This window comes from Haloarcula sediminis (assembly GCF_035656455.1).
Lineage (GTDB): Archaea > Halobacteriota > Halobacteria > Halobacteriales > Haloarculaceae > Haloarcula > Haloarcula sediminis.
Genome location: NZ_JAYMGA010000007.1, coordinates 93783 through 119312 on the forward strand (window position 1 = coordinate 93783; position 25530 = coordinate 119312).

Here is a 25530-nt window from a genome sequence, read left to right on the forward strand (position 1 = left end):
CGGTCACAGCGCGCCGTGCTCGGCCAGCGCGTCCTCGATAGCCGCTTTCTCCTCGCGGGCGTCCCGCAGTTCCGCCGCGACCGCGCCGCTGGCCAGGCGCTCGCGTTCGTCGGCGGCCAGTTCCGCCCGGGCGAGCGCGCTCTCGCGCAACCGCTCGTAGTCCTCGCGGCGGGCGAGTGCCCGCACGTCCCGCAGTCGCTCGATGACCTCGTCGTCAGCGAACGCAGAGAGCACCGACCGGTACTCACGGGCGAGCCACGGCAAGTGGTCGGCCGGCGGCGGGGGCCACCCGACCGTCAGGGGCTCGGCGTCGAGGTTCCGGAGGTAGGTCCGCCGGGTGCCGACGGCCCGTTTGAGCGCCGCGGTGTCGTCGACGTAGTGGTCGAGCTTCGAGGCGGAGTAGTCGGCGTATTCGAGCAGCGTCGGAATCGGCTCGGTGCCGGCGTCGTAGCGTTCGACGTAGCCGATCAGGTCCTCGGGCGGCGACTGGTACTCGACCAGCGGGAACGCGTCGGCCCGTGACAGGGCCGACAGCACCTCCCGGGCCGGCGCCGACGAGCGGAACTCGCTGAACGCCGTGCGCACGCGCTCGTCGTAGGCCTCGATGGGGTCCCGGAGCCGCTCGACCGGCGCGTCGAGGTCCGCCTCGCCGAGCCGCCGGAGCCGCTCCAGCTCCTCGATGCGGTCGTCCAGCTCGCCCAGTCGCTTGCGGGCGTCCCGGCGGGCCTCCCGATACCGCTCGCGGGCCTGTTCCCACTCGTCCAGACGGCCGGCCACGTTGCCGACCGGGTCGAGCTTCCGCCGGGCGGTCTCGAAGTCGGACTCGCTGAGCCGGCGCTGCTGGAGGTAGTCGTCGACGGCCTCGAAGGTCTCCTTCTCGGGGAGGTCCTCGTCGAGGTCGTCGGTCAGTTCGGCGACCCGCCCCTCGAACTCCGTAAACGCCTGGAAGTTTCCGCTCCCGGTCGCGGTGTCCTCGTAGCGGTCGAGCAGGTCGTGTAGCTCCCTGAAGAGGTCCCGACAGCGGCGCAGCTCCTCCTCGCCGACGGCCTCGACTCGCTCGCGGGCCCGCTCGCGCTCCGCGGCGGCGTCCCGGAGCGCCCCGGCAGCGTCCGTCATCAGTAGACGTCGTCGGGCTCGAACACCTTCTCCCCGACTTCCTCGCCGTCGAGGGTCCGGTGGAAACAGGACTCGTAGCCGGTGTGGCAGGCGCCGCCGGACTGGTCGATGCGGTACAGCAGGGCGTCGCCGTCACAGTCGACCCGTATCTCTTCTATCTCCTGTGTGTGGCCGCTGGTCCCGCCTTTCTTCCAGAGCTCGTCGCGGCTGCGGGAGTAGTAGTGGGCGTAGCCCGTCTCGCGGGTCTTTTCGAGGGCCGCCTCGGTGACGTAGGCGAGCATCAGTACCTCGCCGGACTCGGCGTCCTGGGCGACCGCCGGGATGTACTCGTTGTCGTCGAAAGCCAGCGTGACGTCGGTCATAGTTCGAGCGTCGCCGGTCCCGAAGATAGGTCTTTTGCACGGTCACGCGAAGCCAAGCGCCGACAGCAGCGCGTACAGCACGTCGCCGTAGGTGAGCGCCGCGACCAGCCCGACGAACATCGGGACGAGGAAGGGGATGCCCGGCGACACCCACACCTCGTCGGCGTCAGCGACCACGTCCAGCCCCGCCCGAAGCGTTTCGGGGTCGGTGCCGTAGGCCGACCCCTCGATGTCGTCGAGGAACCGCTCGGCCCCCCAGGGGTCGGCCCCCGACGGGACATCGGCGGGCTGGCCGTCGGACGGCGCCGCCCCATCGGTCACGGGGTCGTCGACGCCCCCGTCCGTCGCGAACGAGCCGTCCCCCGGCGGGTTCGGGTCGGCGGGCAGCGAGTCGGGGTCGCGGTGGGCCGCGGGGTCGGCGCGCAGTTCCGCCAGGCTCGCGCCGCGCCACTGGAGGTACATCCGGAGCGCGTCGAGGTCAAGCCCCGAGCGCGTGAACCCGTCGGTGTCCTCCAGCAGGCGGCCGTACTCCTCGGTGAGACGGTCGGCGGCCACCGGCTTCCCCAGGAACATCGCCCAAGAGAAGCGCCCCCGGAGGAGGTTGCCGGCCGCGACGCCCAGGGGGTAGACCACCCCCGCCAGCACGGTGTTCGAGAGGATGGTCAGCGAGAAGACGCCAATGCGTGACGGCTCCAGGGGCAGTGCCGCCCCGGTCAGATAGTAGGTCGGATAGATGGGAAAGAGGACGGCGACGAGCATGAACGCCTTGGCGTCGGCGCCGCCGAAGCCGCCGATGAGCCAGAAGCCGTAGGCGAGCGGTGCGACGAAGCCCAGGCTGATGGCGACACGGATGAAAAACAGGCGGTCCGGTGTCGGCCCGGCCGGCCGGCCGAACGCCCCGCCGTTCATCACGGCGTAGGTGTCCCAGAGCAGCAACACGACGCCCAGGGCGGCCAGCGGGAGCCACGTCTTGTTGGGGACCCGCCGGGTCTCGATGTCGCGGTAGGCCGCCCAGCCGAACACGGGGACGGCGAGCAGGCGCAACAGGTCCGGTATCGACCCCAGCACGACTGCCCATGCCACGTCGACGGTCCTAATGGTTCCGGAACACCGGGCGTCCGGCGTCGGCTGTCCCACGGGGAGTCCAGCGGCTAGTCGGGGAGAAGAGACGGGAACGTGAGTTCCCGAGAAATCGCGCGTTCAGCGAACGCACGTGTCTGTGTTTATATGACGCGGTTCTGCAGGTAATCGAGGTGCTTGGCGTTGTAGACGATCTTGACCTCGTCGGCGTCGGGGCTGCCGATACAGGTCAAGCGGACGTTTTTCTCGTCGACTTCCTCGTCGCTGAGGATCTGTTGCATGTCCATGTCGATGTCGCCTTCGAGGACGATAGCGGCGCAGTTCGCGCAGGCGCCGGCGCGACAGGAGAAGGGCCAGTCGTAGCCCTGGGCTTCTGCCGCTTCGAGGATGTACTCGCCCTCGTTGACTTCGAGCGAGCCGTAGTCCTCGTCGTCGAGGTCCATGTCCTGGGCCTCGCCGAAGACGTCATCGTCGTACATGTCCCAGCCGTTGTCGTCCACTACTTCGTAGTTTAGGTACTCTACCGTGGGCATCATAGCCGGGTTCGAACCCCGTCCTGTTAGACTTTGCCCTTCGAACAGGCCGGGCGTGCAATTGTGACAGACGGAGCGGGGTCAAAACACCGGGAGAAAGCGAAAGACGAGGTACGCGGCGACGGTCGCGATGGAGGGGACGACGTTCTGGAGGAAGATGACGCGGGCGGTGGTCGCCGGTTCGAACAGGTCAGAGGCCTTCGGCAGGTCCTCGCGGGACTCCTCGCCGATGGGCTCAGGTTCGGTCGGTTCGGGCGTCCCCTTTTGCCCCCCGACGGTCGGCGCGTCGTCGGCATCGGCGGTCAGCGCGCCGACAGAGACGTCGGGGGTGTCCTTGCCGGTGACGGTCTCGGAGAGGCGGGTCATGCGTGTCGCCCGGCCCCAGCCCAGCCCGACGATGCTCATGGTGGCGATGATGACGAAACTGGCGGGGATACCCAGCGCCGAGAGGAAGGTGACGATGGTCGAGGCGACCGTCGCGACGACGATGGCCGCGACGAGCGGCAGGTCCGTGAGGTCGTTTCCGACGGTGTCCATCGTCCGGCGGGCGATGGTGAAGGCGCCAAGCCCGATGGCGGCCCCGCCCAGCAGGATAGCCGGATAGAGGTCAAGCGAGCCGTTGCCCACGAGCGGCGCGACGGCGTTGGCGACGTTCGACGCGCCGGCGGAAAAGCCCATGTAACAGCCGATACCGATGACGACGGTGGTCCCCACGAACTCCCGCCGGGTCGTGTTCTCGCCCAGGGAGGGGCGGGGAACCGGCCCCGAGCGGTCGAAATCGAGCAGGGCCCCCTCGCTCTGGGAGACGGCGAACCACGCGACCAGTTTCGGGTAGAAGTACCGCCCGATGACGCCGCTGACCCAGAACGCGATGATGGGCGAGACGAGCCACCAGACGACGATTTCCAGCATCAGGCCGGCGTTGAGCGTCCCGCGGGCGAGGCCGAGACCGGCGATGGCCCCCACCGCTGTCATCGAAGTCGAGGCGGGGACGCCGACGACGTTCGAGAGGAACAGCGCGACCCCGATGAAAAAGAGGACGACGATGCTGATGAGCGGCGAGAACTGCGTGCCGACGAGATTGCTCCCGAGGTTCTCGACGACCGCGGGACCGACGATGAGCCCCCCGGCCATCGCAAAGACCGTCATCAGCGCGGCCGCGGAGAACTTCGAGAGCGTGTTCGACCCGACGGCCGGACCGAACGCGACGCCCGTCGAGGACCCCCCGATATTGAATCCGACAAAGATAGCGACGGCAATACCGAGCGCGAAGAGAACCTCGACCATACAGATGCGAGACCGTGGCGCCGTTAAAGATTACCGTCTCAGTGTTCCTGTGGCCCGAGTGAGCAGTCCACAGCGCGCCATCAGGTGCCGTCGGCCGACTCCGAGTCGTCCGCCAGCCGCTCGCGCTTCTCGGCGGCCGTCTCCTCGACGTCGCTTGCGGTCTCCTTTGCCGCCTCGACCTCTTCCGTGACCGACTCGGCGGTCCGTTTCGCGTCGGTTGTCTTGTCTTTCACCTCGGTCGTCTTGTCCTTGGCCTCCGTCGTCTTGTCTTTCAGGTCGGTGGCCGCGTCTTTCACCTCGGTCGCCGTGTCCTTGACCGCCGTCGTCGTGTCTTTCACCTCGGTCGTCTTGTCCTTGGCCTCGGCCACGGTCTCGACGGCGTCGTCGTCGCCGGTCTGGGCGGCCGTCTGCTCTACCTCGTCGGCCGTCCGCTCGACCTCGTCTGCGGACTGTTCGACCGCGTCCGCGGACTGTTCGACCTCGTCGGCCGTCTGTTCGACCGCGTCCGCGGACTGTTCGACCTCGTCTGCGGTCCGCTCGACATCCTCGGCGGCCTCGTCGACGACCTCGGCCGCAGTCTCGACCTCGGTGGCGGTCGTCTCTATCTCCTCGGCGGTCTGTTCGAGCTGTTCGGCCGCTTCTTCGAGTTCGGCGGCCTTGGTCGCGACGTCCTGGTTCGTCCGTTCGAGCACGTTCGCAAGCACCAGAAACTGCAGGAGGCCAACGACGACGAACGCAGAGATAGCGACGCTCGCGGCGGTCGCGATAACCGACGCGGTGGCGCCGCCGACCGGGACAACACCGAGCGCGACGAGGCCCCACGCGAGCGCCAGCCCGATTGCGACGGCGGTGACGGCCTGCTCGAACAGGCGGTACTTCCGTTCGTGTGGACCGAACATCACGGCCTCCAGCCGGCGGGCGAGCGGCGTGAGAAACAGGATTCCAGCGGACATGGTAGGGAATTCTTGTCGGGCCGGATAAGGGTGTGGGGTGGCTCCGGGGCGGGGCGGAGCCGCCGGGACCGACACGCTTTCGACCGGGGCCGCCCCACCCACGGCCATGTTCCCGACGTTCGAGGTCGTCCCGGCAGTCGACATGCAGGACGGACAGGTGGTTCAACTCGTCGGCGGCGAGCGCGGCACCGAGAAGACCTACGGCGACCCCGTGGCGGCCGCAAAGCGGTGGGTCGACGCCGGCGCCCGCACCCTCCACCTGGTCGACCTCGACGGCGCCTTCGAGGGCGAGCGAGCCAACGCCGACGCCATCGACGCGGTCATCGACGCGGTCGGGGCGGGCGTCGACGTGCAACTTGGCGGGGGTATCCGAACCGCCGAGGACGCCACGGCGTTGCTAGTGCGGGGCGTCGACCGGGTCATCCTGGGGACCGCGGCCGTCGAGAACCCCGATATCGTCGCCGAGATAAGCGAGACCTACCCCGACAGCGTCCTCGTCAGCCTCGACGCGAAAGACGGCGAGGTCGTCGTCTCCGGCTGGACCGAGGGGACGGGACTGGACCCGGCCGAGGCCGCACAGCGCTACGCCGACCTGGGCGCAGCGGGCATCCTCTTTACCGACGTGGATGTGGAGGGGCAACTTGAGGGGGTCCGGACCGAACCCGTCGCGCAGCTGGTCGAGTCAGTCGACATCCCCGTCATCGCCAGCGGGGGCGTCGCCACCGTCGACGACGTGCTGGCCCTACAGGACGCGGGCGCGGCGGCCGTCGTCGTCGGCTCCGCGTTATACGAGGGGGAGTTCACCCTCGAAGCGGCCCAGCGCGCCGTCGGCGAGTAGATGCGCGACGCGGCCACGGGAGCGGAGGGTGGTCAGGCGGGGGCGACGGCCAGCGACCGAGCCGTCGAGGGGAGTGGGGTCAGCGACCGAGCCGACCCCGAGCCGTCGGGCCGGCGCTGGTGGACGGTCGCTATCTTCGCGTACATCACGCTAGAGGGCGCCGGTCTGCAGATGCGCGGAGCGGTCATCCCCGCACTCCGCCGGAGCTTCGACGTGCCCGAGTGGCAACTCGGGCTAGTGGCGCCCGCGGGCACCGTCGGCTACGTCCTCGCCGTGGTACTTGTCGGCGCCGTGGCGGGCCGACTCGACACCCGGGGGCTCCTGGTGGTCGGCTTCCTCGGCACCGGCGCCGGCATCCTGGTGATGGGCGTCGCGCCCTCCTTCGGGCTCTTCCTCGCGGCACTGCTCGGCCGCGGCCTCTTTACCGGCGTCGGCCGGGGGACCGACCGACCGCTGCTCTCGCATCTCTACCCGCGAAAGCGGGGCCGCGTCTTCGGCTTCTACGACATGATGTGGGCCCTCGGCGCGACGGCCGGCCCCTTGCTCGTGGCCGCCGCCGTCGCCGCGGGGGACTGGCGGCTGGCCTACTACGCGCTCGCGCTCGCGTTCGTCCCGGTCGTCGCGCTGGCCCTGGCGCTGCCGACGCCCGCCGTCGAGGGCGGTGACGACCCGCTCGACTGGGGGGAACTGCGCCGCATCGCGCGCCAGCCGGCGGTCCTGACGATGGCGGTCGCGCTCTTTCTCTCGACGGGCGTCGAGGGCGGGCTGTTCACCTGGGTAACCACCTACGCGCAGGGCCGGCTGTCCGAGACGCTCGCGACGGCGTCGCTGTCGGTGATGCTCGTGGCCTACATCCCGGGCCGGTTCGCCACGGGCTGGCTGGCCGAGCGGGTCGGCTACGTCCGCCTTGCCGCCGGGCTGGTCGGGCTGACGATTCCGGCCTTTGGCTACACGTTCTTCCTCGCGGAGGGGGCTGGCCTGCTCGTCGGCCTCTTCTGTATCGGTCTGGGGCTCTCGGGGATGTACCCGACGCTGCTTGCCTACGCGACCGAGGCCGTCCCCGAACACAGTGCGCCGGTCAACGCGGCCGCCGCCGTCACGAGCGCAGCCGGTATCGCCCTCGTCCCCGCGGCGATGGGTGTTCTCATCGGCGACGCGGGCATCAGGGGGGCGATGCAATTGCTGGCGCTCCCGCTGGCGCTGCTCGCCGTCGTCCTGTCGTACGCGCTGTCACGGACGGTTCGGTAGGTGGTTGCCGGGGGTGAGAGTATCCCCGGCGGTCGCTCCTCGGCGAGACCTCTCTCCTCCGGGTCACGTTCGTCCGCGCCAGTAGACAGCACAGTACTGGCGGTCACGTATCGGTACCACGCTCAAGCGCGCTCGTGAGAAAAGGTCAGCACACGACTGTACGGAAACGCAGCGATGGCCCCGGCGTCGCCACACCTCACTCCCGGGGGTCGTGTCCCGCCGGGCCGTCGGGTTCGAGGTGTTCGGTGAGCCACCCGAGGTCCGCGCCGTCGGCCGCCGGGCCATCTTCCAGGGCCTGGATGAGTTCGTCCGACGCCCGCACCGTCGTGTAGAGGTCACAGACCAGCTGCTTCAGCACGTCCGGGTCGTCCGGGAGGTCCTCCGGGCGGAGCTCCGTCGGGAGTTCGTCGCTCATGTGTCAGGGGACAGACGGAGAGGGGAAAAAGTTGGCGTCGGCTGCGGCGGACACTCGGTCGGAGCGAGCGGGCACTAGCCACACGCACTGGCCTCCCCATGGGCCCGCTCGACGGCTGCGACCAGCGTCTCGCGGTCCTCACAGCGGACCAGGTGGGAGCGACAGCCACAGTCCGAACAGCCAAAGTCGGGGACAGCACCTCCCACAGCCTCGGCCAGTCGCCGCGCGACGCCACACTCGATATCGGCGGCGGTCGTCACGACCGTCTCGACACCCGTCGCGTCGTCGCCCAGCAGATAATCGACGTGCCAGTGGCGGGCGTCGTTCTCGCCGGCCGCGACGGCGCGGTGACGGTCGACACGCGAAAAGCCGCCCGCGCCCAGCGCGCTGCCGGTGTAGGCGTACCAGCCGGCCGGGAAGTCAATGGCACCCAGCGCGCCCACCTCGATAGTGGCGCCGCTTGCACGTTCGAGCACGAGCGTGTACGTCCCGCCGTCCATCCGCCGTCAGCCGGTGATGGTGGGGTCAGCGCCGAACGGGCCGTACCCCTCGATGCGGAACTCCCGGGAGTCCGTACAGTCCTCGTTGTCGGCCGCGAGATCGCCCACGAGCCAGTTGAACGCCTCCCGGAAGTCGGCGTAGGGGGCGCCCTCGAAGCGGTCCAGCACTGCCTCGCTCGTCAGCTCCTCGTCGTACTGCTCGGCGAAGGACTGGACGTTCTCGGCGGCCGCCTGTGCGGTGTCTGCGTCGGTCCGCTCGCCGAAGGCGTCGGCGAGGTCGTCGGTGAGGTCGGACATACGCGGGAGCAGACGCCGGAGCCACCTATGCGTTCTGGAACCACGAAAGTAGCCGGGCTTTCTTGTACGCTGCCCGCCACAGTCTGGGTATGTACGCCCTCCGGCGGAGCCCGACGGCCGTGACGCTGGCGCTCGTCGCCGCGGTGTTTGCCTGCCAGCAGGTCGCCGGACTGGTGGGCTGGCGGGGGCTGTTCGCGCTGTCGAACCCGCTGTTTTCGCGGCCGTGGACGCTGGTAACAAGCGTCTACGCCCACGCGAGCGTCACGCACTTGGTCGCCAACGCCCTCGCGCTGGCGCTGGGCGGCCTGCTGGTCGAGCGGGTGACGACGGCCGCCCGGTTTCACGCCTTCTTCGTCGGCGTCGGCGCGCTCTCGGGGGTGACACAGGTGACCCTCACCGGCGTCGTCGGGACGCTCGTCCCCGGGATGCCCGCGCAGGTGAGCGTGCTCGGCGCGAGCGGGGCCGTCCTGGGGCTGTATGGCTACCTGCTGGGGAGCAACCCGCTCACCGAGCGGCTCGTCGCGGGCGTCGAACTCGCCCCCCGACACCAGCTTGCTCTCGGGGGCGTACTCGCGGCCGCGGTGACCCTGCTGACGGCCAACCCCGGTGTGGCGCTGCTTGCACACTTCACGGGGCTGCTGGTTGGCTTTCTCGCCGGGCGCGTCCACCTGCTTGCGCCGGGCAAACAGGCCCGGAAGCGCCGGCCGGCAGTGGAGTGATCAGCTAATAAAGACCCGCTCGTCGAGCCGCGTCGTGACCTCGTCTGCGAGCCGCTGCAGATTGACGGTGTCCTCGCGGTTGTAGGAGACGAGCGTCTCCAGGGAGCCGTCCTGGCCCCGTTCGTGTTCGCGCCAGAGCCGGACCGCGTCTTCTCCGGAGATGTCGGGCCGGTCGCGCTCGATACCGATATCTTTCTCGACCTGCTTGAGCCCGCCCGAGAGCCCGATTTTCTTGCAGGTGTACAGCAGGTCCAGATGCGGGCGCCCGAGGTCGATATCGAAGTTCGCTTCGAGGAAGGGCACGTCGAAGCGCTTGCCGTTGAACGTCACCAGCAGGTCGGCGTCGGCAAACGCCGCCCGGAGGTTGTCGGCAGTGAGGTCGTCGCCGGCGACGAGCGTCTCGGTCTCGCCGGCCTGGTGTACGGAGACGGTCGTGACCTGATTGCGGCGTTCGTCCAGCCCGGTGGTCTCGATGTCGAAGAAACACGCCCGGTCGTCGAAGGTCTCGTAGAGGCGCCACTGCTCGCTGCTGGGGAACTGCCGGTCGAAGTAGCCCACGTCGGCGGCGTCGAGGTGCTGGCGGCCCTCGCGGATGAACTGGTCGATGCGGTCGCCGCGTTTCCCGCCGACGACGCCCGGTTCGAACTCATCCCAGTGGGTGACACCCTGCTCCCAGATGGACCGCTCTGTCTGCTCGCCGACGCCGTCGACCCCGATGAAGCTGTTCTCGACGCGCACGTGCTCCGGTAGTGGCGGAGGTGTATGTAAACCTCTCGGGTAGCGGAGAAGCGGCCGCGGGGAGTCCCCGAACTGCGAGCGGGGAGAACCGACCCGCGAGCAGCGGCGAAGCGTCCTCGAAAGCGACAGCGGTCGAAACCTCGAAACCCTCGGGCCACCCAGAGGAACTCATGACCGACTATCTCGTTGCCACCGCGTCGGTCCACGTGACCGCGGCGGCGGCCGACTACCTGGAGGGGCGACTCGACCCGAACGAGGACAGCGTCGTCGTGGTCGGCGTCCGCGAGCCCGACAGCCACGACCGCGACGCCGGCGACGCGGCCAACGTGGCCCGGTCGCGGCTGGCGGCGGCAATGCCCGAGACCGAACTCCGAGAGGGCGACCCGACGGCAGAGCTGCTGGCGGCGGTCGACGACCACGACCCGGATGTCGTCATCGTCGGGGCCAACGGCGGAACCGAGGGGGCGTCGGGCGTGGGGTCGACCGCGACGGCGCTGCTTTCGGCGGCCGACCGGCCCGTAGTCGTGGTGCCGTTACCGGCTCTCTAGAGCCGGTCGAACAGCCCCGGCTCCTCGAATTCGAGCCCCAGATCCACGCCGAACAGGTCCGAGACGGCCGTAGCGACGGCGGGGGCGAGCGGCGAGTCGGGGTCGAGCGCGCTCGGACCGACCGGGTCGTCCGCGGGGAGGCCGTGGTCGGCAGCATCGACGGCGACCGCACCGGAGGCGTCGGTCCGGGTGGCGACGACGGCATCTGCGGGGGCATCGATATCCCGCAGTCGCCCGCGCTGTCTGGGTAGCAGGTCGGCGCCCCGCCGGGTCGACGGCGCGACGAGTGCCCGCCGGTCGGCGGCCGCGAGCGCGGCGACGGCCTGGTTGGCCGCGACCGGCGGGACGTCCACCAGCACGTGGTCGAACCGGGCGGCGGCGTCGGCGACGGCGGTCTCGACGGCCCGGGCGGCCTCGGGGGCCTTCGCGCGGGCGATGCGTTCGAAGGGGGCGTGGGCGGGACAGAACGTGACCCGACCCGGAACGTCGTAGTCGGCGTCGTACAGCGCCGCCTCGAACGCGCTCTCGTCGACGGCGACAGCGGTCATATCGTCCGTGATGCGACCGCTGACGTACGTCGCAAGCCCCTGTGTCCCGAAGGCGGCATCAATCACTGCAACTGAGCGGTCGGCCCGCCCCAGCGTCGCCGCCATCTCCACGGCCGTCCTGGTGGTCCCGGCGCCGCCGGCGACCCCGACCAGCGCGAGCGTCGATATGTCCATACGATACGTAGGAAACGCCCTGAAATAAAAAGTTCAGTGCGGCGGCAGCTATAGTTATTCATCTGATTGATAAGAATACTTATCATATACTCGGCCGTACAGTACTAGCAAGTGAGACTCATATATGACAGTTAATCTAAACGATAGCGCGTGGAATCGGCGAACGTTTCTCAAACTGGCGGGAGCCACCGCGGGCGCGGGGCTGCTCGCGGGCTGTAGCGAGGTGACAGACCAGGAGTTCGTCGCTGACGCGGTCGTCCTGCCGGAGGCCGACCAGGACGAGCTCGGGTTCGCCCCGGTCGTCGAGCGGACGGAACGACGGAAGTTTTCCGAGACAGTCGGCGGACAGGACGTGACCGCGACGGTCGAAAGCGCTGCCTCGGTGTACGTCGAAGCGGACGTGGAACTGGAGTTCGGGACCGAAGCCGGGACGGCGACCGGAACGGCCACGAACGAGACCGGGGCACTGGACGACGTGGACACCAGCGCGCTCTCGGGCGGCCAGCTCAGCGTCGGCGCGCTCAGCACGCCCGCCGCGACCGTCGCCGGCCAGTCGCTGAACCCGCTGGCCAGCCTCGGACTGTCCGAGATGCTGACCAGCGACCAGGCGGAGTCGTTCCTGACCTCCGCCGGCGTCGGCGAGGGCGACAGCGTCGAGTGGGAGCGGGGCCCGACCGAGCTCTCGACGGCCGAGGGGACCCTGCTCGACCAGGACGTGACCGTCGAGACCCACGCCGGCGTCGTCAGCGGCGAGACGCCCAACGCCACCTACCTCCACATGGCCCGCGTCGAGACCGACAGCAGCGTCGTCATCGCGGTCGGCATCCAGAGCTTCGACGTCGAGGACACCTCGAAAGAGCTCGTCGGCCCGGACGGCTACGTGAGCGAGAGCGAACTCGACGAGGCCCGCTCGACGGTCGCTGACGTCGACGCGGCGCTGGTCGTCGAGTGATTACCCGCTGATTGCCGCCGCGATATCGTCGAGTTCGTCGTCGCTCAGCTCCGGCCGGTCGCTGACCAGGGCGTGAATCGGCCGGCCGCCGTCGTCCTCGAACCTGGGGACGATGTGACCGTGGACGTGGGGAACCTCCTGACCGGCGGCCTCGCCGTTGTTGAACGCCACCGTGCTCGCGGGCGCGTCGACCGCGTCCTCGACGGCCGGCGTCAGGCGGTGCAGCGCCGACATGACCTCGCTACCCAGTTCTTCGGGGAGGTCGTTCAGCGACTCGTGGTGGTCCTTGGGGATGACGAGGGTGTGTCCCGGCGCGAGCGGGTTCGCGTCCAGGAAGGCGAGCACGTCGTCGTCCTCGTACACCGTGCGGCTGGGGATGTCACCGTCGACGATCTGACAGAAGATGCAGTCGTCCATAGTCGGCGGTGTGAGCGGCGGCCGTATGAAGGTTACTCCGGCGGCGACCGGCCGTCGGTCACACTCCGCACCGCCGCCGCTATCGCCTCGACGTACCCCTCGTTGCTGTAGCCCAGCCGCGAGCGCCACACCTCCTGATAGCTGGGATGCAAGAGCGGGACCACCGGAACCCCCAACGCGTCGCTCTTTCGCGACTCCAACACGCTGTCGAGAAAGCCCGAAAGCGACTCGCCGTCCAGTGCCAGCACGGTCTCGGTGGCGTGCTTGCCGGTGGTGAGCACGACCTGTGGCCCAACGGTCTCGACCTCCGCGGCCAGATACGGCCGGCAGTTGGCCAGTTCCTCAGCCGTCGGGTCCCGGTTCCCCGCCGGGTGGCATTTCACCGCGTTCGTGAAATAACACTCGTCGTGGCCGAACCCGGCGTCGGCGAGCAGCTCCCTGATTTTCCGGCCCGACGCCCGCGAGGTGTAGGCCATCCCCGTCAGATTACCACCCCGCCACTGGTCGGCGCCGGGGTCGCCCTCGGCGGGCGCCTCGCCGATCACTACCACGTCGGCGTCCAGCGGCCCGTTGCCCCACGAGATACAGGCACGGCTCTCGGCGAGTGCGGGACAGCGCTGGCAGTCGTCGGCGAGAACGTTTCGGCTGTCGGGGTCGGGAAACTCCATCGGGAGCGTCGGCGTTACTCGTCGGCGAGGTGGCCGGGCGTCCACTCGCCGTCGAACTCCCGGTGGGTAAAGGGCAGTGCGTCCTCACCGGCGTAGCTTGCGACCAGCTGACCGTCGCCCTCCAGGTAGTACTTGTAGGTGGTGAGTCCTTCCAGGCCGACGGGGCCGCGGGCGTGAATCTTGCCCGTGGAGATGCCGACCTCGGCGCCGAGCCCGTAGCGGTAGCCGTCGGCAAAGCGGGTCGAGGCGTTGTGGAAGACGCTGGCGGCGTCGATGCCGGTCATGAACGTCTCGGCCGTGTCGGCGTCCTCGGTGACGATGGACTCGGTGTGTTTCGAGCCGTTCTCGTTGATGTGGTCGACGGCCTCGTAGACGTCCTCGACTACCTTGATAGCGAGTTCGAGGTCGCCGTATTCGGCCCGCCAGTCGTCGTCGGTGACGGGGTCGACATCGACGACTTCGCGGGTGGCGTCGTCCCCGCGCAGCGTGACTCCTTCCTCGCGGTAGCGTTCGACGGCGCCGGGGAGGAACTCCGCGGCCACGGCCTCGTTGACCAGCAGCGTCTCGACGGCGTTACAGACCGCGGGGTACTGGACCTTCGCGTCCAGCGCGATGTCCTCGGCCATCTGGAGGTCGGCCGCCTCGTCGACGTAGACGTGACAGACCCCCTCCGTGTGTCCGAGAACGGGAATCTGGGTGTTTGCCTCGATGTAGGAGACAAACTCCGAGGAGCCACGCGGCATCACGAGGTCGACCATGTCGTCCATCTCCAGGAGCGCGTCGACCTCCTCGTGGGCCTCGATGAGCGTGGCCCAGCCGTCGGGCAGGTCGGCAGTGGCCTCCAGAATCGTCTCGTAGAGGACGCGGTTGGACTCGCTGGCCTCGCTGCCGCCCTTGAGGATGACGCTGTTCCCGGATTTGAGCGCCAGGGCGGCTATCTGGACCAAGGCGTCGGGCCGGGACTCGAAGATGGTCCCGACGACGCCGATGGGGACCGACAGCTTGTACAGTTCGAGGTTCTCGTCGAGCTCCCGGGCCGCCAGCGTCTCCCCGAGGGGATCTGATTGGCCGGCGACGGACTCGACCATCCCGGCGATGCTTTCGAGTTTGCCCTCGTCGAGCTTGAGCCGGTCGACCAGGGCCTGCGTGTACTCGCCCTCGGCGAGCATCCGTTCGGCCTCCTCGACGTCCTCGTCGTTGGCTTCGAGAATGGCCTCGCTGTTTGCCCGGATCGCGTCGGCGATCTCGGCGAGCGCGGCGTCGCGCCGGTCGGCGTCGACGTTCGCGAGCCGCAGTGCGGCCCGGTTCGCCTGTCGCACCTGCTCGTGTGTGTCTGTCTCAGTCATCTACCTCTCCGTTGATAGGGACGAATATTGTGCCCACCGATTCCGCGTCGGCGACCTTCCGGAGCACGTCCGGTTCGGCCGACCCCGCGATGACGGCGGGGATGCCGTGTTCGGCCACGTCGCGGGCGCCCCGGACCTTCGTCTGGATGCCGCCGAACCCGCCCGTCGCGCTCTCGGTGACGATGTCCTCGACGGCGGCGTAGTTGCGGCCGACGGCCTCGATGCGCTCGGCCCCGGCGTCTTCTTTCGGGTTGCCGGTGTAGACGCCGTCGACGTCCGTGAGCGTGACCAGCAGGTCGACCTCGACGCCGACGGCGATGGAGGCCGATATCATGTCGTTGTCGCCGATTCGGAGCTCCTCGGTTGCGATGGCGTCGTTCTCGTTGATGATGGGGACGATGCCCCACTCCAGCAGCGTCTCGACGGTGTTGCGGAAGTTGGTAAAGCGCTCGGGGTTGTCGAGGTCGTGTTCGGTGATGAGTATCTGGGCGACCTTGCGGTCGTAGCGCTCGAAGCTCTCCGTGTAGCGACGCATCAGGTGGCTCTGGCCCACCGTCGAGAGGGCCTGGGATTCCTCGACGGTCTCCGTGTCGGTACCGTTGCCGACCCGACCGATACCGGCCCCGACCGCGCCCGAGGAGACCAGCAGGACCTCTTTGCCCCGCGAGAGGAGGTCCTCGATGTCGTCGACCAGTTTGTCGAGCTTGGCGTCGTCGAGGTTCGACTCCTCGTCGGTCAGGGAGTTCGTCCCCGCCTTGACGATGACCCGCTCGGCGTCGGCCGCCAGCTGTCGGGTCGCCGCGAGCGTCGTCTCGGAGACGGCCTCACTCATCGTCGAAGTCGGCCGCCAGTTCCTCCGAGCGGCGTTCGGCGGCGGTGACGGCGTCTTTCAGCGCCGCGTCGGCGTCGCTGTCCCACAGCACCTCCATGCCCTCGATGGTCGTCCCGTTGGGCGAGCAGACGGCGTCGATGAGCTCGTCGGCCGAGCGGTCGTCCCGAACCACCGTCTCGGCGGCGCCCTTGAACGTCTGTGCGGCCAGGGTCTGGGCCTCCTCGTGGTCGAGCCCGCCGGCGACGCCGGCCTCGGTCATGGCCTTGATGAAATAGAAGACAAAGGCCGGGCCGGAGCCGTTGACCGCCGTGGCGATGTCCATCTGGGACTCCTCGATTTCGGCGAATTCGCCCACGTCAGCGAGGAGTTCGCGGACCTCGTCGGTGAGGTCGCCGGTGGCGGCGGCGGCCATGTCGCGCGTCTCGGCGGCGAGGTTGGGCATGATGCGCACGACGCGGGCGTCGGTGCGGGCCTCGACGAAGTCGGTCGGGACGCCGGCGGCGATAGTGACGAGCGTCTGGTCGGCCGAGAGATCGAGGTCCGCGAGGACCGCTTCGACGATGTCGGGCTTGACCGCGACGAAGACCACGTCGGACTCGCCCGCCCGCGAGATGTCGTCGGTCGTCTCGTCGGCGTAGTCGGCCACCGCGGCGAGTGCGTCCGGGTCCAGGTCACACGCGACGATGGTGTGACCGCCGGCCTTCGAGAGGCCGGTGACCAGCGCACTGCCCATATTTCCGCAACCGATGACGCTCGTATGTACCATTGGTAGTAGCTACACACACAAGCGACAGATAGTAACTACGTTTTCCTCGCGTGTGGGCCCGGGACCGGGTCCACACGCGAGAGTGCCGCCGGCGGCACCGCCCTCAGCGGCCGTTCCAGGCTTCCAGGGCCTCGACGACCGGCATCTCCAGCCACTCCTCGCCTTCCAGGGGGAGGTCCCCGGCCGAGACCAGACCGCGCCCCGGGTCGTACCGGAGCAGTCCGGCGGCCGAGAGCGGCGGGATGTCGGCGTGGTGGAGCCACACCGCGGTGCGCTCGCGTTCGCGTTCGGTGACCGCCTCGGTGGCCGTCCCCGCCTCGTCGGCGGCGACTCGCCCGGCGAGCCAGTCGAGCGGGACCGCACCGTCGGCCTCGCTGACCCGTGCAAGCAGGAGCCGCCGGCGGTGGCTGCCGAGGAGGTCGAACGCGTCGCCCGCGTGGTCGGCGAGAGGAGACTGGGATTGCATCACCCGTGAGAACGCCGCCCACCGGTATGAGTTAGCTGCCGGAAAAATGCGGCCCACCCGCTAACGCGCGTGCGCCGACAGTGTAACCGATTCCCATTTAATGCCGGCGGCGAATAGGCCCGGTATGGAACGGTTCGCCGCGGTCGACGACCAGTACGACCCCGAGAGCGTGGAGTCGGGGGTCTTTGACTACTGGGACGACGTCGACGCCTACGAGCAGACCAAGCAGCACCGGGCCGACGGGGAGGACTTTTTCTTCGTCGACGGGCCGCCCTACACCTCCGGGGCCGCCCACATGGGGACGACGTGGAACAAGACGCTGAAAGACTGCTACATCCGCTACCTGCGGATGCAGGGCTATGACGTGACCGACCGGCCGGGCTATGACATGCACGGCCTGCCCATCGAGACGAAAGTCGAGGAGCGCCTGGACTTCGAGAACAAGAAAGACATCGAGCGCTTCGGCGAGGAGAACTTCATCGAGGAGTGCAAGGCCTTCGCCAACGAGCAACTCGAAGGCTTACAGAGCGACTTCCAGGACTTCGGCGTCTGGATGGACTGGGACAACCCCTACAAGACCCTCTCGCCGGAGTACATGGAGTCCGCCTGGTGGGGGTTCCAGCAGGCCCACGAGCGCGGGCTGGTCGAGCAGGGCAAACGCTCCATCAACCAGTGTCCCCGGTGTGAGACCGCCATCGCCAACAACGAGGTCGAGTACCACGACGTCGGCAAGCCATCTATCTACGTCAAGTTCCCCCTCTCCGACCGCGAGGGGAGTCTGGTCATCTGGACGACGACGCCCTGGACCATCGTCGCCAACACGTTCGTCGCCGCCGACGGCGACCTGGAGTACGTCGGCGTCGACGCGACGAAAGGCGGCGAGACCGAGCGCCTCTACGTCGCCAAAGCCTGTGTCGAGGACGTGCTGAAGGCCGGCCGCTACGACGACTACGAGGTCGTCAAGGAGCTGACCGGCGAGGACCTCGTGGGCTGGGCGTACGACCACCCGCTGGCCGAGGAAGTGCCCGACCACGCCAAGGCCGAAGGGTCGGGGCAGGTCTATACCGCCGACTACGTCGAGGCCGACCGCACGGGACTCGTCCACTCCGCGCCGGGCCACGGTGAGGAGGACTTCGAGCGCGGGCAGGAGCTTGGGCTGGAAATCTTCTGTCCGGTCGGCAGCGACGGCACCTACACCGACGCCGCCGGGAAGTACGCCGACACCTTCGTTCGCGACGCCAACGACGACGTGATCGCCGACCTCGACGAGAACGGCCACCTGCTCTCAAGCGAACAGGGCCACACCGTCCGCGAGGGGCAGTGCTGGCGCTGTGACACGGACATCGTCCGCATCGTCACCGACCAGTGGTTCATCACGGTCACCGACATCAAAGACGACCTGCTTGCGAACATCGAGGATTCGGAGTGGCACCCCCAGTGGGCCCGCGACAACCGCTTCCGCGATTTCGTCGAGGACGCCCCGGACTGGAACGTCTCCCGGCAGCGCTACTGGGGGATTCCCATCCCCATCTGGCTGCCCGAGGACTGGTCCGGTAATATGGACGACGCCATCGTCGTCGGCGACCGCGAGGAACTCGCCGACCGCGTCGACCAGGACATCGACCCCGAGGACGTGGACCTCCACAAGGGGACCGTCGACGACCTGACGATCACCGAAGACGGCACCACCTACAGCCGCGTCGGCGACGTCTTCGACGTGTGGCTCGACTCCTCGGTGGCGACGTGGGGCACCGTCGACTACCCCGCCGAGACCGAGGCCTTCGAGGACCTGTGGCCCGCCGACCTCATCATGGAGGCCCACGACCAGACCCGCGGCTGGTTCTGGTCTCAGCTGGGCATGTCGACGGCGGCGACCGGCGAGGTCCCCTACAAGGAGGTGCTGATGCACGGCTACGCCAACATGCCCGACGGCCGCGGGATGTCGAAGTCCAAAGGCATCCTCGTCGACCCCCACGAGGTCATCGAGAAACACGGCCGGGACCCGATGCGGCTGTTCCTGCTGTCGGTGAACGCCCAAGGCGAGGACATGAACTTCTCCTGGGAGGAGACCGGCGAGATGCAACGGCGGCTCAACATCCTCTGGAACGTCGCCCGCTTCCCGCTGCCGTACATGCGCGCGGACGATTTCGACCCCGAGGAGACGACGGTCGAATCGACGCGTGACTCGCTCGAACTCGTCGACGAGTGGGTCCTCTCGCGGCTCCAGACCGTGAAGTCGGCCATGACCGACCACATGGACGACTACGAGAACGACAAGGCCGTCGGCGAGCTGCTCGATTTCGTCGTCGAGGACGTCTCCCGCTTTTACATCCAGGTCGTCCGCGAGCGGATGTGGGAGGAGGAAGACAGCGACTCCAAACAGGCCGCCTACGCCACGCTGTACCGCGTGCTTGAGGAAGTAGCTGCGCTCTTTGCCCCCTTCACGCCGTTCGTCGCCGAGGAAGTGTACAGCTCGCTGACTGGCGACGCGGGCCACCCGACGGTCCACATGTGTGACTGGCCGGAACCGACCGACAGCCTGCACGACCCCGAACTGGAAGACGAGATCGAGGTCGTCCGCGAGGTCGAGGAGGCCGGCTCGAACGCCCGCCAGCAGGCCGAACGCAAGCTACGCTGGCCCGTCACGCGCGTCGTCGTCGACACGGACAGCGAGAGCGTGGCCGACGCGGTGCGCTCCCAGGAGGCCATCGTCGCCGACCGGCTCAACTCGCGCGCCGTCGAGGTGGTGGGCGCCGGCGACCAGTGGGGCGAACTCCACTACTCGGCCGAGGCCGACATGAGCGAGCTCGGTCCCGCCTTCGGCGACGACGCCGGTCGCGTGATGAACGCCATGAACGAGGCCAGCATCGCAGAGCCGTCCCTGGCGACGCTCCAGGAGTCGGTCGTCGACGCGCTGGGGGAGGACGTCGAGCTGACCGAGGAGATGGTCACCTTCCGCCGGGAGACCCCCGAGGGCGTCACCGGCACGGAGTTCGAGGCGCTGGACGGCGGCGGCGTCGTCTACGTCGATACGGCGCTGACCGAGGACATCGAGAGCGAGGGCTATGCACGAGAAGTCATCCGCCGGGTCCAAGAGATGCGCAAGGACATGGAACTCGATATCGAGGCCCGCATCGTCGTGGACCTGGCTATCGACGACGAGCGCGTCGACTCGCTGGTCCGAGAGCACGAGGACCTCATCAGAGAGGAGGTCCGGGCCGACGAACTCGACGGCGTGGAAGACGGCCACCGCAAGACGTGGGACGTGGAAGGAGTCGAGATGGAGATCGCCGTTAATCCGGTCGCCGCGGCGGAGGCGTCGGACTAAGCGAGCACGCTATAGTTCGTCTGCGACCACGGGCGCGGCGCTGACCTCGCTGACCGCCCGCTCCAAGGTGTCGGTGCCGTAGACGGCTTCGACGCCGGCACTCGACAGTTTCGTCAGCGCGTTGCTCGCGAGCATCGGGTGGACGCAGGTGACGAACACGCGCTTTGCGTCGCGGTCGTTCAGGACGGCGACGGACTCGCTCATGGTCGAGCCGGTCGCGATGATGTCGTCGACCAGCACCACGTCCCGCCCCGCGACGGCGGCGTCGCTCGGCGTAATCGTGATGTCGCCGCTGTCGTAGTCGCGGTCTTTCTCGAAGAAGTCCGTCTCGCCCCCGCCGTAGGCCGCCCGGACCGTCTCCGCCAGGTCGATAGCGCCCTCGTCGGGCGAGAGAAAGAGCGGGTCATCGAGGGCATCCGGCAGCGGGTCGGCAAGCACCGACGCGGCGTCGACGTGGGTGGCCGGGACGGTGAAGAAGTCACAGACGGCCGGTTCGTGTGGGCTAACGGTGATAACGCGGTCGGTCCCCGTCGAGACGGCCCGGGCCATCGCCCGCGAGGAGACCGGCTCGCCCGGTTTGAACGCCTGGTCCTGGCGGGCATAGCCCATGTACGGCAGGACGGTGACGACCTCGCTGGCGCCGGCCTCGCGGGCGGCGTCCTGGAGCTGGAGCACCTGGACGTGGGCGTCCGAGTCGACCGTGGAGGCGACGACGACCGCCCGCTCGCCCGCGACGGCCTCGGGGACGCGGACGACGTGTTCCCCGTCGGCGAACCGTTCGTACTCGACCCGTCCCAGCCGTTCGTCGGCCGCCTCCGAGAGAGCCGCCGCAAACGCCTGTGTCTCCGCACCGGGGATAATCATGTGTGAGGGGTAACTGGCCGGGCTAAACCGCTTTTCGATTCGCGGGCTAGTAACCGTGTGGAGCTTCGTCGGTATGTACGCCAGCACCACTGCAAACAGACAGAAAGTCCCGCCCGTCAGTTGTGTCGCCGGCAGAAACCTGTCGGCTGTGTCACCGGCAGTAGCGGGTCACGCCACCGCCACGCCGACGACCTCGGGCACGCCGAGCGAGCGGCCGCGCCAGCCGCCCCGCCCGTCGGCGGTGGCGTCGTCGGCCGTGTTCACGAGGAAGGTGCCGTCCTCGGTGATGGCGTAGGTGTCCTCGCCGTAGGCCACGTCGACGACACGCTCGCGGACGGGGAGATCACAGGGACGCCAGTGGGGGTCCGGGCTGGCGCCGGCGTGGTCGGTCAGTTCATAGAGCGTGTCCCCGTCGGCGGTGTGTACACGCCCCCTGCCACTTGCTTCGGGGGGCTGGACACGCCCCCCGTCAGTTGCGCCGGGTGACTGGCCCCGAGCGCCGTCCGTGGCGACGACGCCGTGGGCGCCGGACCTGACCGGCGTCCAGTTTTTCGTGGGACCGACGGTCCCCGCCTCGGCGTCGCGCCTGTAGAGCCCGTCGGCGGTGGCGGCGAAGGGGCCGGCCACGTCGGCGGCGTCGTGGAGCCCGAGATACGCGCAGCCGGGCAGCCCGTAGACGCCGTCGGCGGCCGCGACGAGGTCGTCGGAAAGGGCCCGCACGTCGGCGACCTCGCCCATCTCCCACCACTCGCCGTCGTCGTAGCGGGCGATCCGGTCCTCCCCGGCGGCCACCAGCCCGTCGGCGTCGTAGCCCACGGCCGTCGCGGGGCCGAAGCCGGCGGCGGCGAAGCCGTCGTCGGTCGAAATCAGGACCGCCTCGTCGGTGGCGACGGCTATCTCCCCGTTCGCGCCGGCGATGTCGCGGGCCGAACAGCGCTCGGCGAGGGTGAACCGGCCGATCTGTCCGCCGGCGGTCTCGACACGCGTGACCCCGAGCCCGGACGCGACGTAGGCGTGAGTCTCCGGGCGGGTCCGGCCGTACATCCGCTTTTCGGACAGCGAGAGGACGTCGTCGCTCATATGGCGGTCTTGTAGGCCTCCAGGGTCTCCTCGATGTCTTCCTCGGTGTGGGCGTCACAGACGAACTGGGACTCGAACTGGTTGGCGGTGAGGAACACGCCCTGCTCTTTCATCGCGGGCCAGAACAGCCGCTCCCAGCGCTCGGTCTCGGCGCGTTTCACGTCGCCGCCGTTTTTCGGACAGGTATCGTAGCGGGGGCAGTCCTCCCGCTGAGTGCAGCCGCTCTCGCAGTGCCCCTCAAATGAGTCGGGTGCGTTGCGCGTGAAGATGACCTTGAACATCGAGTCCGTCCCGACGACCGTGTACTGGGGCGCCTGGTCTTCGAGGATGTCCTGTAGCCCGGAGCGCAACTGGTCTGCCAGCCCGTTGACGTGGTCGTAGACGTCGTTTTCGGCCGCGTACCGCAGCGTTTCGAGGCCGGCGGCCATCGTCACGGGGTGGCCCGAGAAGGTGCCCGACTGGAAGACGTCGCCGGCGGGCGTGAACTGCTCGATGATCTCGCTTTTGCCGCCGATAGCGCCCACCGGGAAGCCGCCGCCGACTATCTTCCCGAAGGTGGTGATGTCGGGGTCGATGTCGAACTTCCCCTGGGCACACTGGAGCCCGCCCACCCGGAAGCCGGTGATGACCTCGTCGAAGATGAGCAGCGAGCCGTGGGTGTCACACAGCTCTTCGAGGGTCTCGTGGAACCCCTCGACAGGGTGGACGATGCCGTAGTTGCCGAGGATGGGTTCCGTGAGGACGGCGGCGATGTCGTCGCCGTGTTCGGCGAAGATCTCGCGGGCGGCCTCGCTGTCGTTGAACGGAACCGTGAGCGTGTGGTCGGCGAAGCTCTCGGGGATGCCCGGGCTCGACGGCGCGGTGTGGTCGCCCGCCCCTTCGACCAGCGTGGACTCCTGGGCGCCGTGGTAGCCACTCTGCATCACGACGATTTTGTCCCGGCCCGTGTAGCCGCGGGCGAGACGAACGGCCGAGACGGTGGCCTCGGTCCCCGAATTCACGAAGCGAGTCATCTCGACGCTCGGGACATGCCGGGCGACAAACTCCGCGAGTTCGACCTCGACCTCCGTCGGCGCGCCGTACATCGGCCCCTCGGCGGCGCGTTGCTGGACCGCCGACTGGACGGACTCGGGCTGGTCGTGACCGAGCAGCAGCGGGCCATACCCCATCACGTAGTCGATGTATCGGTTGCCGTCGGCGTCGATGACGTGGCCGCCGTCGCCCTTCTCGATGAAGAAGGGGTACGGGCGGATGGCCCGCACGGAGGAGTTGACGCCGCCGGGCATCACGGAGAGGGCCCGGTCGTACAGGTCGCGTGACTGCTCGTGGTTCATACCGCCGGCTTCGGTAGCGGGGTGAAAGAAACTGTTGGGTCAGACGGGACGCCCGGGCCATCGTCGGCTGGCCGCGAGCCGGCACAGCGGGCGCCGTCCGTGTCAGGTCGGGAGACCGCCGAGCGGTCCGACCCCCCGGCCGGCACTGACCGTCGGACAGTACAACAGAAAGCGAGGGTCGCTACGCGATGCGTTCAGTCGTCGCTGATAGTCGTCCCGGTGACGACGTTGTCGTCCATGCTCCAGTCCCACTCGAAGCCGTACGAGGAGGAGATGTAGTAGTACGCCATCCCCATAAAGAGGATCCCGCTGGCCATGTTCCCGGCGGTGACGACGGCCAGGTTGTACCCCATGCCGGCCCAGGAGACGGCCTCGGCGCCGGGGGCAGCGACGTTTGCGGCGAACAGGATAGTCATGTTCGCGATGCTGTGTTCGTAGCCCGAGCCGATGAAAGCGAGCAGGCACCACCAGATCATGATGAGCTTCGCCGACGTGTTCTCCAGCTGGAAGTTGCTCCAGACGGCCAGACAGACCAGCCAGTTACACAGCATCGCCCGCAGGAACAGCGGGACGAGGTCGCGGGTCATCTTCGCGCCGCCGACGGCCTCAAGCAACGGTGCGGCACCGCCGAGCACACCGGCCTGCCAGGCCATCGCGCCCACGAGAATCGAACCGAGGAAGTTGCCGACCCAAGACCAGGTCCACACTTTCATCGTGCCGGGGATGCCGACGCGGCCCGAGAGCAGCCCCATCGTCATGATCATGTTGTTCCCGGTGAACAGCTCGGAGCCGGCGACGATGACCAGACTCAGTGCGCCGCCGAAGACGGCGGCCATGACGAACCCGCGCATCGGTTCGAACGTCGTCTGGAACATCGCACCGCCAAAGAGGAACGTCATCACCACGATGAGACCGAGATACGCCCCGGCCATCGCGGAGTGAACGAGATACGCCGGGAGGCTTTTTTCGATCAGTTCTACCTGTGCAGCGGCCGCCTTGCTGATTGAAGTAACACTCTCCTGATACATTTACGCTCCCCCCTCGAACTTGTATGGAAAATCTGGGCTTTTCTCGCTTATAACTGGACGTTCAGCTGAGTCTACAGCCAATAACCCACCGATGTGATGGCTAACTTCGGTCATTGTGCAACAAGACTCTCTTCGGAAGAGGTGGTATATAAACGTGGTTCTTCGATAGGGTTTTAGACTTTAGAATGTACTAGGAGTATGGTCGGATATACCTGTGTGTTCGCCTATATTTTTGAAAAAGAAGACGTTCGTGCAGTTCTGCCGAGTCAATTTAGGATTGTTCGAACCCAAAGTGAGTCAGTCGGTGTCGCTGCCCAGCTCCGACTGTCACGATGGGGGAGACGTGACAGCTTAAGTAATAGATGTCCAGTTATATCTAGCTATCTAGTATAATATGGTTAAATGCTGCCCACGCATTGCCTGTATTTCCAGAGTTATTAGGAGAAACCTTTAATATCACCTCTCGCACCCTCCAAGCGGGACAACGTCCCACGTTACAACCTATGACAGTAGACCGCACTGATATGGAGCCGTACTCGGACCGCGAAGAAATGCGAAGCAAGATCATCGCCGCAAAGGAAGAGGAGGACCTGAAGTTCTCCGACCTAGAGGAGATAACCGGAATCGACAAGACGTATATCGCCTCTGCCGTCTACGACGGCGCGAGCACAACTGAGGAGGAGGCGCTGGCCATCGCCGAAGCGCTCGGTCTCGAGGGTGACAAAGACGTCGTCGACGGTCTGCAGATGCCGCCGATGAAAGGCGAGGAGGAGCCGAGCATCCCCTCGGACCCCGCGCTGTACCGGTTCTACGAGGTCCCGCAGGTGTACGGGCCCGCGATGAAGGCGATCATGCACGAGGAGTTCGGCGACGGTATCATGAGCGCGATCGACTTCGAAGTCAGCGTCGACAAGGAGATTCAGGACGGCGAGGAACACGTCGTCATCACCTACGACGGCAAGTTCCTCCCGTACAAGAAGTTCCCGTAGCGGTCGGAAAGCGAAACTCGACACTCGGGCCGTTTTTATCTATTCGACCAGTCGGCAAGCGACAGCGCCGGGTCGCGTGTGTCAGAGTCCCATACAGCGTCTGG

At 67.8% G+C, this 25530-nt stretch carries 28 protein-coding genes; 7 read left to right on the forward strand and 21 right to left on the reverse strand.

Features of this window, described 5'->3' with window-relative positions; translation table 11 throughout:
* Positions 1 to 3: 3 nt before the first annotated feature.
* The 6 genes from VJ162_RS12955 to VJ162_RS12980 all read right to left on the reverse strand — a co-directional run bounded on the left by VJ162_RS12955 (position 4) and on the right by VJ162_RS12980 (position 5331).
* Positions 4 to 1116, reverse strand: a complete 1113-nt coding sequence (locus VJ162_RS12955; protein ID WP_324664872.1) for a DUF7118 family protein — start codon at positions 1114 to 1116, stop codon at positions 4 to 6.
* Positions 1116 to 1478 (reverse strand): phosphoribosyl-AMP cyclohydrolase, encoded by a 363-nt coding sequence (hisI, locus tag VJ162_RS12960; protein WP_324664874.1) that lies wholly within the window; start codon positions 1476 to 1478, stop codon positions 1116 to 1118. Before hisI ends, VJ162_RS12955 begins: the two co-directional genes overlap by 1 nt.
* A 42-nt stretch (positions 1479 to 1520) precedes the next feature.
* Positions 1521 to 2546 (reverse strand): A24 family peptidase C-terminal domain-containing protein, encoded by a 1026-nt coding sequence (locus VJ162_RS12965; RefSeq protein ID WP_324665121.1) that lies wholly within the window; start codon positions 2544 to 2546, stop codon positions 1521 to 1523.
* Between the two features lie 155 nt (positions 2547 to 2701).
* Positions 2702 to 3091 carry a ferredoxin Fer1 gene (gene fer1 / locus VJ162_RS12970; protein WP_262179006.1) on the reverse strand — a complete coding sequence of 130 codons (390 nt, stop codon included), beginning with the start codon at positions 3089 to 3091 and terminating at the stop codon, positions 2702 to 2704.
* 81 nt (positions 3092 to 3172) lie between these two features.
* Entirely contained in the window at positions 3173 to 4378 is a 1206-nt protein-coding gene (locus tag VJ162_RS12975; RefSeq protein WP_324664876.1) for an inorganic phosphate transporter, read from the reverse strand.
* 80 nt (positions 4379 to 4458) lie between these two features.
* On the reverse strand, positions 4459 to 5331 hold the full coding sequence (locus tag VJ162_RS12980; protein WP_324664878.1) for a hypothetical protein: 873 nt from the start codon (positions 5329 to 5331) through the stop codon (positions 4459 to 4461).
* 106 nt (positions 5332 to 5437) lie between these two features.
* On the opposite strand from VJ162_RS12980, the gene hisA reads away from it, so the two are divergent.
* On the forward strand, positions 5438 to 6169 hold the full coding sequence (gene hisA / locus VJ162_RS12985; protein ID WP_324664879.1) for a 1-(5-phosphoribosyl)-5-[(5-phosphoribosylamino)methylideneamino]imidazole-4-carboxamide isomerase: 732 nt from the start codon (positions 5438 to 5440) through the stop codon (positions 6167 to 6169).
* Entirely contained in the window at positions 6170 to 7417 is a 1248-nt protein-coding gene (locus VJ162_RS12990; protein WP_324664880.1) for an MFS transporter, read from the forward strand.
* A gap of 196 nt (positions 7418 to 7613) precedes the next feature.
* Here VJ162_RS12990 and VJ162_RS12995 read toward each other — a convergent pair whose 3' ends face one another.
* From VJ162_RS12995 to VJ162_RS13005, 3 genes are all read right to left on the reverse strand, one after another.
* On the reverse strand, positions 7614 to 7832 hold the full coding sequence (locus tag VJ162_RS12995; protein WP_324664882.1) for a hypothetical protein: 219 nt from the start codon (positions 7830 to 7832) through the stop codon (positions 7614 to 7616).
* A gap of 74 nt (positions 7833 to 7906) precedes the next feature.
* A complete protein-coding gene (locus VJ162_RS13000) occupies positions 7907 to 8332 on the reverse strand; it encodes a GIY-YIG nuclease family protein (RefSeq protein WP_324664883.1) in 426 nt (141 codons plus the stop codon).
* 6 nt (positions 8333 to 8338) lie between these two features.
* The gene (locus VJ162_RS13005) at positions 8339 to 8629 is read right to left on the reverse strand and encodes a hypothetical protein (RefSeq protein WP_324664885.1); all 291 of its coding nucleotides are present in this window, start codon (positions 8627 to 8629) and stop codon (positions 8339 to 8341) included.
* An 89-nt stretch (positions 8630 to 8718) separates the two neighbouring features.
* On the opposite strand from VJ162_RS13005, the gene VJ162_RS13010 reads away from it, so the two are divergent.
* Complete coding sequence (locus VJ162_RS13010; protein ID WP_324664887.1) at positions 8719 to 9348, forward strand: rhomboid family intramembrane serine protease; 630 nt, start codon at positions 8719 to 8721, stop codon at positions 9346 to 9348.
* Here the strand turns inward: VJ162_RS13010 and VJ162_RS13015 are convergent, their stop codons facing one another.
* On the reverse strand, positions 9349 to 10086 hold the full coding sequence (locus tag VJ162_RS13015) for a ribonuclease H-like domain-containing protein (protein ID WP_324664889.1): 738 nt from the start codon (positions 10084 to 10086) through the stop codon (positions 9349 to 9351).
* 170 nt (positions 10087 to 10256) lie between these two features.
* On the opposite strand from VJ162_RS13015, the gene VJ162_RS13020 reads away from it, so the two are divergent.
* A complete protein-coding gene (locus VJ162_RS13020; RefSeq protein WP_324664890.1) occupies positions 10257 to 10634 on the forward strand; it encodes a universal stress protein in 378 nt (125 codons plus the stop codon).
* Here the strand turns inward: VJ162_RS13020 and VJ162_RS13025 are convergent.
* Entirely contained in the window at positions 10631 to 11356 is a 726-nt protein-coding gene (locus VJ162_RS13025) for a ParA family protein (protein ID WP_324664892.1), read from the reverse strand. The genes VJ162_RS13020 and VJ162_RS13025 overlap by 4 nt on opposite strands.
* A 124-nt stretch (positions 11357 to 11480) precedes the next feature.
* Between VJ162_RS13025 and VJ162_RS13030 the strand changes: the two genes are divergently transcribed.
* The gene (locus VJ162_RS13030) at positions 11481 to 12308 is read left to right on the forward strand and encodes a DUF6517 family protein (RefSeq protein WP_324664894.1); all 828 of its coding nucleotides are present in this window, start codon (positions 11481 to 11483) and stop codon (positions 12306 to 12308) included.
* Here VJ162_RS13030 and VJ162_RS13035 read toward each other — a convergent pair whose 3' ends face one another.
* From VJ162_RS13035 to VJ162_RS13060, 6 genes are all read right to left on the reverse strand, one after another.
* The gene (locus tag VJ162_RS13035) at positions 12309 to 12725 is read right to left on the reverse strand and encodes an HIT family protein (protein WP_324664895.1); all 417 of its coding nucleotides are present in this window, start codon (positions 12723 to 12725) and stop codon (positions 12309 to 12311) included.
* Between the two features lie 32 nt (positions 12726 to 12757).
* Positions 12758 to 13393, reverse strand: a complete 636-nt coding sequence (locus tag VJ162_RS13040; RefSeq protein ID WP_324664897.1) for a uracil-DNA glycosylase — start codon at positions 13391 to 13393, stop codon at positions 12758 to 12760.
* A gap of 14 nt (positions 13394 to 13407) precedes the next feature.
* Positions 13408 to 14739, reverse strand: a complete 1332-nt coding sequence (locus VJ162_RS13045) for a glutamate-5-semialdehyde dehydrogenase (RefSeq protein WP_324664898.1) — start codon at positions 14737 to 14739, stop codon at positions 13408 to 13410.
* Entirely contained in the window at positions 14732 to 15571 is an 840-nt protein-coding gene (gene proB / locus VJ162_RS13050) for a glutamate 5-kinase (protein ID WP_324664899.1), read from the reverse strand. The genes VJ162_RS13045 and proB overlap by 8 nt, the downstream gene beginning before the upstream one ends.
* Complete coding sequence (gene proC, locus VJ162_RS13055; protein ID WP_324664900.1) at positions 15564 to 16337, reverse strand: pyrroline-5-carboxylate reductase; 774 nt, start codon at positions 16335 to 16337, stop codon at positions 15564 to 15566. The genes proB and proC overlap by 8 nt, the downstream gene beginning before the upstream one ends.
* Before the next feature lie 103 nt (positions 16338 to 16440).
* A complete protein-coding gene (locus VJ162_RS13060) occupies positions 16441 to 16803 on the reverse strand; it encodes a DUF7344 domain-containing protein (RefSeq protein WP_324664901.1) in 363 nt (120 codons plus the stop codon).
* A gap of 124 nt (positions 16804 to 16927) precedes the next feature.
* Here VJ162_RS13060 and ileS point away from each other — a divergent pair, with 124 nt between their 5' ends.
* Positions 16928 to 20131, forward strand: a complete 3204-nt coding sequence (ileS, locus tag VJ162_RS13065) for an isoleucine--tRNA ligase (protein WP_324664902.1) — start codon at positions 16928 to 16930, stop codon at positions 20129 to 20131.
* Between the two features lie 9 nt (positions 20132 to 20140).
* Here the strand turns inward: ileS and prs are convergent, their stop codons facing one another.
* The 4 genes from prs to VJ162_RS13085 form a co-directional block, all read right to left on the reverse strand.
* Positions 20141 to 20995, reverse strand: coding sequence for a ribose-phosphate diphosphokinase (gene prs / locus VJ162_RS13070; protein ID WP_324664905.1), 855 nt, complete (start codon positions 20993 to 20995; stop codon positions 20141 to 20143).
* 168 nt (positions 20996 to 21163) lie between these two features.
* Positions 21164 to 22075, reverse strand: a complete 912-nt coding sequence (locus tag VJ162_RS13075; RefSeq protein WP_324664906.1) for an HVO_0234 family beta-propeller protein — start codon at positions 22073 to 22075, stop codon at positions 21164 to 21166.
* On the reverse strand, positions 22072 to 23409 hold the full coding sequence (hemL, locus tag VJ162_RS13080; protein ID WP_324664908.1) for a glutamate-1-semialdehyde 2,1-aminomutase: 1338 nt from the start codon (positions 23407 to 23409) through the stop codon (positions 22072 to 22074). The genes VJ162_RS13075 and hemL overlap by 4 nt, the downstream gene beginning before the upstream one ends.
* Positions 23410 to 23603: 194 nt before the next feature.
* Positions 23604 to 24437, reverse strand: a complete 834-nt coding sequence (locus VJ162_RS13085) for a formate/nitrite transporter family protein (RefSeq protein WP_324664909.1) — start codon at positions 24435 to 24437, stop codon at positions 23604 to 23606.
* A gap of 551 nt (positions 24438 to 24988) precedes the next feature.
* Here VJ162_RS13085 and cynS point away from each other — a divergent pair.
* Positions 24989 to 25426, forward strand: coding sequence for a cyanase (gene cynS / locus VJ162_RS13090; RefSeq protein ID WP_324664911.1), 438 nt, complete (start codon positions 24989 to 24991; stop codon positions 25424 to 25426).
* The last annotated feature ends 104 nt before the right edge of the window (positions 25427 to 25530 follow it).